The following is a 5,808-nucleotide window of genomic DNA, read 5'->3' as shown; positions in this document are numbered from 1 at the left end:
GGCATGCGCAGCAGCGCGCCCGGCTGCCAGCCTGGCTCATTCGGCGGCGGCACATGCTCGATGTGTTCGACCGAGAGGTTGAGATCCCGGACCCAGGGCGCGAAGACCTCGCCGAGGATGCGTCTGGCCTCACTGATGCCGAACTCGGCTTCTGGCTGCGATGGCATTGCTGTGGTTTCCTCGATTGTTGCCGGATGTTTCGGACATTGTGCCTGCATCGGCGCGGCAAAGTCACCCGCTTGGCGCCGGTCCCGTCGGCTTGAAAATGCCTGACTTGGCCCGATATGATGGCGTGGTTGGGTATGGGTGGGACGATGTTGCGTCGGTATGTCCTTGTGTTTTGTCTGGTTGCGCTCGGTCTTGCGCTGAACGGGTGCACCAAGTGCGGCCCGATCTGGGACGACTGGCTGCACGCACCGAAATCGTGCCGATCGTAGCGGTCTCTGCGGCCCCGGCGGTCGCACCGGGATGACAAGGCACGGGCGATCCGCGCCTCCATGACATGATCTTGAGGAGTTAAAGATGAAGCTTTTCCGTATGGCGGCGGTGCTGCTGGCCGTGCTGGCGGGACCGGCCTATGCGCAAATGCCCAATCTCAATTTGCTGCAGGAAGGTCCGGGCAAGACCCCGGAGGAGAAGGCCGCGGAAGCCGAGCGTGACAAGGCGTACAAGGAAACGCTGAAGAAGATTCCGGACGCCAAGGCGTCCAACGATCCCTGGGGCGGCATGCGCTCCGATCCGCCGAAGCAGCCGGCGGCGCCGAAGGCGGCCGCCACCAGCGCGCCGAAGAAGAGCAAGACCGGCACCGCCGCGAACTGAGCCTTTCGGCCGGGGGACGGCATGCGCCTCCCGGCCGGGACTCCCCACGCGTCCGGCCACACCCTACATTGAACGCAGGTATCGCGTAGAGGAGGGCAGGTCATGGCCGATCGTCCGCGGGATCTCGCCGAGCGGATGGCGCGCCGGCGCAAGATCGGTGACAGCAAGCCCGGCGGGCGTTCCGGCGACGGCTATCTGCGCGAGACCTTCACACTGCCGCGTGCAGCGGCGCGGGCGAGGGCGGAGGCCTTCTTCGCCCGCTATCCCAAGGCCGGCTATATGAGCGCAGTCGAGACTTGGCGCGAATTGCCCGGCGGCGACATCGAATTCACCATGCGGCGGCTGCCCAGCGCGGATTGAGGGGGCGCGCCTAGTCGAGCGTCTCGGCCACGATGCGAATGCGGAACACGGGCTCCTTGGCCTCGTCCAGGAGCTCCATGTGCCATTCGGAATTTTCCTGGAGCTTGCGCGCGATCCCCGCGGCCATGTCGGCGCAGACGCTGGTCATCTGCTTCCAGGCGGAATCGCGATCGGAAAATTCCGTCGCCTGGTCCGCACAGCCGGAATAACGACCGTTGCGGATCCGGAAGAAGTAGAGCGGCATGGCTGGCACCGGTCGCGTGAAGGCCCCGCCCCCAAGACCGTGGGGCCATGGCCGGGCAGTGCAATCCGAAACGCCCGGCGGATCAATTCCGGGCATCTACGGACAACAGGCGGGTCCCCCCCGGGGCTGCCGCAAGGATGCCCGCGAGGCCTGCTCGGTCACGCCGTCTTGCGGCCGATGGCCTTCAGTTCCCGATCGATACGCAGTTGCACCCGCCGGATCGCCAGCAGGTCGATCTTGGTCTCGGTCTTGCCGGACTTGAGCTGCTCCCCGATGCGGAACTGCCATTGCCAGATTCCCGGAATGGCCGTCTTGGCGACGGTGAACTCAACGCCCCTGTGATTCATGGTCACCTCCCACGATTCACCCTCGATCAGTGAGAATATGTTGGCCGTCATAATATTCCAGGCACAAGCAAAATCGGCGGTAAGCCTTGGATGGTTCACGGAAATCTTGAAAGCGCGCGCGCCATCGACCGGCCCAGGAACTCTGTTCATGGCCGGAGAACCACGGAGCCAAACAGTGCTCGGGCTGCCCAGGGCTGCTTTGATCCAGATCAGCCTCCGGCGTCGGAAACGCGCACTGGGGATCAGGCGCATTCCGGTGCGCGCGGCGGCACACGGCTTGCTTGGCCAAGGCGACAAGTTCGCAAGGGCACCTCATGCTCGGCATCCCCCGCCGCTACAGTCATTTCGTCTTCGGCATCATCCAGTCCGGATTGACCTCGCTGATCGCGGCGGGCATCGCCAGCTTTCCCGCTGATGGCGCGATGCTGTTCGTTCGGCACTGGATGGTGTCGTGGCTGCTCGCATGGGCCGCGATGCTGCCGCTGGTGCTGCTGGCGGCACCTGCGATCCGCGCCTTCTCGCTGCGGCTGACGCGGGAGGAGAGCGGCGCGTGAACGGCCGGCAGGCAAAAAAGCCCCGCCTGGGATGAGCCAAGCGGGGCCAAAGGTTATTGGAGGCTGAGGTGCTGGGCTGCAACACCATAAGCCTGACGACCCTAGCCGTCCGAGCTTACGACAGCCTGACAGCTTCGCGATGAGGAGCCGGCCAGCCGTCACAGCGCGCGAGGACCGCAAACAGAAAACCCCGCTCGGGCAGAGCGGGGTCGTCGACTGGTATGGAGGCCCGGTGTTGGTCCACCGGGCTCCGCGACACTAGGCGAGTCGGCTTACGGGTGCCTGACGGGCGCAAGCGCGGGTGGCGCCGGGCAGGCCGCAGACTGGCCCCGCGCCGGTCCCAATTTGGTCACCCGATCGCACAACTGAGGCCACAGCCGCAGGCAAGATTTCGCCGGGTCAGGCATTGCCATGGGGGAAACGTGGCACGCCGGCAACGGGGTGGCATCATGGATAACGTAGAGCGGTCATTTGCCGCCGCGACGGCGGCTGGCTTCGTGGTGTTGGTGATCGGCATCGCGCTGCTGGCGCTGCTGTAGCGGGCACGAAAACGCGGGCAGACGGCGGCCGGCTCCGGGCCAGCATGGCCATGGTGGCGCGAGCCTTGCACAAATCTGCAAAACAACCCCATGCACAGTAGGCCGCCGGGCGATTGCTTTGCCAGATCAATGGCTTGGTGGTAGTATTGGGATACCTTTAGCCCCGCGGCCGCCACTCGAGGCCGCGTCGCCGGCGCGTGATCCGATCCTTCTCGCGCGACCCACGCCTCCGGTCGGCCGCGCAGCGTCGCGGCCTTAGTGGATCTTGATCGCGTCAAGCGGCAGGTGGAGCTCGGCGGCACGCTCGGCGCGGTCCTTTTTGCGGAACTCGTTTTCCTTGCGCTCGAACTTGACCATCTCCTCCTGCGCGGCCTCCAGCAGGTGATTGCGCCTGATGGCATCGTGCTGCGTGTTTTCCGTCATGACCGAGCTCCCCATTGTGGCGGTCCAACCCCAGAGAAGGCCGCAGAGCACCGAAAGGTTTCGATGCCGCGGGATTGCGGAATCATGACGGCACGCAGCGGCCGCGTCTTTGATGCGCGTCAGCTTCGGCGGAAGATACGCCGTTGCATCAGCCCGGGGACTCGATTCAGTCGTGCAGGCGAGGCGCCACGTCTGCCTGGCAGAACAAAGCGAGTCAGTCCGAGAAACGGGGCTTCTCCCAGGGGAACGGCTCCTGTGTCTTGCGGCCGAGGAACGTGTCCGGCACGGGCAGCTGGAGCACCTTCGCCGCCTCCGCCACCAGCTGGCGCATGAGGTCGGTCTGCGCAGCGAATTCGGCAGCCAGATTGCGCGCGTGCGAAAGGTGATTGTGGTCGGCCATGGCGGCGCTCCCTTGCTATGCAGGCGGGAGCGCTCTCGGTCTCTCAGCCACCGACGCCTACTGGCAAAGCCTCGGCCGGTGATGGCGAGATAATACCCACATTGATGAAAGGTTGCTATCTATTCGTCCCAGACCAGTTCTCCGCACTCACATCTGTAAATGCGAATGTAGCGGGCTTTTTTGAGGTCCCACAGTCTTTCGCAAACAAAGAGCTGGGAGGCGGTCTTACACTTGAGGCAGCGGATGGGTGACGCGGTCTGATCCTGGGTCATGGCACGGCTCGCTAGGCTGAATGCCTCAAGAACGTAGCCCACCCGAGCTGGTTTCAAATTACTTATGACCTGAAGAAACCGAATTGGGGCGTCTCGGGTCAAATACGGACAGTACCCAATCCGGGGCAAGCTCGTTTTCCGGCAGCAAGGTCCTAATTAGGACACCCGCTTTTGGCAGATTAGGACATACCGAAGTGAGTGCCTCTTTCGAGCAATTCTCATCCTAACTTACAGGCGTAGAAGTCTGGTTGCCTTCGGGTTCATCCTCCAACTGACCCGGAGCGCAGGCGGCCTCGTCATGCGTAACAGCGTTGGCGGGGCCGCTGCACAACTGAGCGGGCCTGCCCGCGGAGGCGGATTAGGACACCGGTCGGACAAAGTGCTTTCGCCGGTGGACTCTGTCTGATGGTTGCCCTGGATTCTGGCCGATCGAGACGGCGATGAAGAGCCGGACTTTAGGAAATGAAAGAGGCCGCCAACAGAGGCGGCCCTAATCATCCCAACTTCGCTCTCCGCAGTGTTCGCACTCGAACATTTGGAGGCTGTGTCCGGTGTCTGCATCCAAGATCACCCGGACGATCTCTTGAGTCTCGCCGCAGAAATGACAGCGCCGCGTTGAGTTGCTCGGCGCCTCAGCGATCTTCTGAGCCCTGAAGAGATCCATCGCCCCATCCCCATCCCCTGAGACGGGCGGGGAAGCTACCCTATAGGTTCCTAGGATGGAACTGTAAAATTGGCGAGCTATCCAATTCCGCCTAGGCATTCCCAGGGTCTGCTGGGACGCGCCTTAACCGCGGTGCTTGCAATAGATTGCTTTGCGACTTACAATTTGCCCGTGTGCTCAAGACACTGTGATATTTGAGATTTCCAAACCGCGATGCACATTTGTGCGCCCCGGTCATTGCCATTCAGTCAGTTTTTGAAAACTCGATTTTTCAATGTGATTGGAAAGCCAATGTCGGCCATTAAAGCAATCGTCTCGGCTTACGTATGTTTGAGGAACCAACAAGCGCTAGAGGAAATGAGAGATCTTCGACGCCAATTGCTCGAGTCGGTATGCGGCGCCGCGAACGAGTACGTGCTCGATGATATCCGATTAATCGAAGATGGATTGGCGCAGCTCCGCCAAACTTGGCAAGAGGACGGTACAGAACCTACGTTCTAAGCTGGGAGAGTCGCCACGCCGTCCGGCTTCGTCGCTTGTCATCGGAATGGCTCATTCGTCTTGCGGGGGCGTACGGGGGGCCGTTCGATGTTCAGTTGGGGCGCTGCATATCAGCGCTCCTTTTGAGCGTGCTCGGCCTCGACGGCGCGCAGCAGGGCGGCGAGGCTGGGATATTCCACGCCATTGCGGGCGTAGCGGTTGACAGGCTCGACATAGCGGGCCGATCCGTCGGGCTTGCCGCGCCAGCTGAACCGCAGCTCGGCACTGTTGTGCTGGCGGAGAACGTGGCCGGCGCCATTACCGAAATACTTGCTCATGGCGTGGGGCTTCATGGCCGCCTCCAGCTTCGCCCAGCTCCGACTCGTCCCTTCCCGGATAAGCGCGGTGACGATCCTATTGTAGGCGAGGAGAGAGTCGGCGGGGGTGAACAGCTTCACACTTCTTGGTTTTCACTGGCCCGCAACCGGGGCTCTCCCGCCATTGACGTTCTTGTCACTTCGCGGCCGCCAGCAGATCCTCGCCGGCCTTCTTGAGCCGCACATAGGTCCCACTCTCGTGCAGCTCGAGCCAGCCGCGCTCGATCGCGAGCGCGAGGCCGGCGCCGAACTCGCTACCCGTGCCCTTCAGGGTAAATATGAATTGCGCGTTGACCCGCGCGATGCAGATCCGGCCGTCCTGCACCGCC

At 62.7% G+C, this 5,808-nt stretch carries 8 protein-coding genes and 2 pseudogenes; 3 read left to right on the top strand and 7 right to left on the bottom strand.

All coding sequences use genetic code 11. From position 1 onward, the window contains the following. Window positions 1-167, bottom strand: a pseudogene (locus A5906_RS45440) (thioesterase); the annotation flags it as partial. Window positions 168-522: 355 nt separating this feature from the next. Between A5906_RS45440 and A5906_RS31880 the strand changes: the two are divergent. Then, window positions 523-819 (top strand): hypothetical protein, encoded by a 297-nt coding sequence (locus tag A5906_RS31880; RefSeq protein WP_080139123.1) that lies wholly within the window; start codon window positions 523-525, stop codon window positions 817-819. Between the two features lie 102 nt (window positions 820-921). Next, window positions 922-1,179, top strand: a complete 258-nt coding sequence (locus A5906_RS31875) for a hypothetical protein (RefSeq protein WP_080139122.1) — start codon at window positions 922-924, stop codon at window positions 1,177-1,179. A gap of 10 nt (window positions 1,180-1,189) precedes the next feature. Here A5906_RS31875 and A5906_RS31870 read toward each other — a convergent pair whose 3' ends face one another. Further along, window positions 1,190-1,423 (bottom strand): DUF6894 family protein, encoded by a 234-nt coding sequence (locus tag A5906_RS31870; RefSeq protein WP_080139121.1) that lies wholly within the window; start codon window positions 1,421-1,423, stop codon window positions 1,190-1,192. A 158-nt stretch (window positions 1,424-1,581) separates the two neighbouring features. After that, entirely contained in the window at window positions 1,582-1,770 is a 189-nt protein-coding gene (locus tag A5906_RS31865; protein WP_080139152.1) for a hypothetical protein, read from the bottom strand. A 314-nt stretch (window positions 1,771-2,084) separates the two neighbouring features. On the opposite strand from A5906_RS31865, the gene A5906_RS31860 reads away from it, so the two are divergent. After that, window positions 2,085-2,324 carry a DUF2798 domain-containing protein gene (locus A5906_RS31860; RefSeq protein WP_080139120.1) on the top strand — a complete coding sequence of 80 codons (240 nt, stop codon included), beginning with the start codon at window positions 2,085-2,087 and terminating at the stop codon, window positions 2,322-2,324. 794 nt (window positions 2,325-3,118) lie between these two features. Here the strand turns inward: A5906_RS31860 and A5906_RS41985 are convergent. The 4 genes and pseudogenes from A5906_RS41985 to A5906_RS31835 form a co-directional block, all read right to left on the bottom strand. Next, a complete protein-coding gene (locus A5906_RS41985; protein WP_167523484.1) occupies window positions 3,119-3,286 on the bottom strand; it encodes a hypothetical protein in 168 nt (55 codons plus the stop codon). A 214-nt stretch (window positions 3,287-3,500) separates the two neighbouring features. Continuing rightward, window positions 3,501-3,686, bottom strand: coding sequence for a hypothetical protein (locus A5906_RS31855; protein WP_080139119.1), 186 nt, complete (start codon window positions 3,684-3,686; stop codon window positions 3,501-3,503). A gap of 1,547 nt (window positions 3,687-5,233) precedes the next feature. Next, window positions 5,234-5,455, bottom strand: a complete 222-nt coding sequence (locus A5906_RS31840) for a hypothetical protein (protein ID WP_136615635.1) — start codon at window positions 5,453-5,455, stop codon at window positions 5,234-5,236. 160 nt (window positions 5,456-5,615) lie between these two features. Continuing rightward, window positions 5,616-5,808: pseudogene (locus tag A5906_RS31835) on the bottom strand (hypothetical protein); the annotation flags it as partial.

The sequence above is a fragment of the Bradyrhizobium sacchari genome, assembly GCF_002068095.1.
Lineage (GTDB): Bacteria > Pseudomonadota > Alphaproteobacteria > Rhizobiales > Xanthobacteraceae > Bradyrhizobium > Bradyrhizobium sacchari.
The sequence above is the reverse complement of the archived record's forward strand: the minus strand, read 5'-3'. Positions and strand labels throughout refer to the sequence as shown.

Coding starts and splice junctions, on each gene's coding strand:
- A5906_RS31880 (WP_080139123.1), top strand. CDS start 523: ATGAAGCTTTTCCGTATGGCGGCGGTGCTGCTGGCCGTGCTGGCGGGA.
- A5906_RS31875 (WP_080139122.1), top strand. CDS start 922: ATGGCCGATCGTCCGCGGGATCTCGCCGAGCGGATGGCGCGCCGGCGC.
- A5906_RS31870 (WP_080139121.1), bottom strand. CDS start 1,423: ATGCCGCTCTACTTCTTCCGGATCCGCAACGGTCGTTATTCCGGCTGT.
- A5906_RS31865 (WP_080139152.1), bottom strand. CDS start 1,770: ATGAATCACAGGGGCGTTGAGTTCACCGTCGCCAAGACGGCCATTCCG.
- A5906_RS31860 (WP_080139120.1), top strand. CDS start 2,085: ATGCTCGGCATCCCCCGCCGCTACAGTCATTTCGTCTTCGGCATCATC.
- A5906_RS41985 (WP_167523484.1), bottom strand. CDS start 3,286: ATGACGGAAAACACGCAGCACGATGCCATCAGGCGCAATCACCTGCTG.
- A5906_RS31855 (WP_080139119.1), bottom strand. CDS start 3,686: ATGGCCGACCACAATCACCTTTCGCACGCGCGCAATCTGGCTGCCGAA.
- A5906_RS31840 (WP_136615635.1), bottom strand. CDS start 5,455: ATGAAGCCCCACGCCATGAGCAAGTATTTCGGTAATGGCGCCGGCCAC.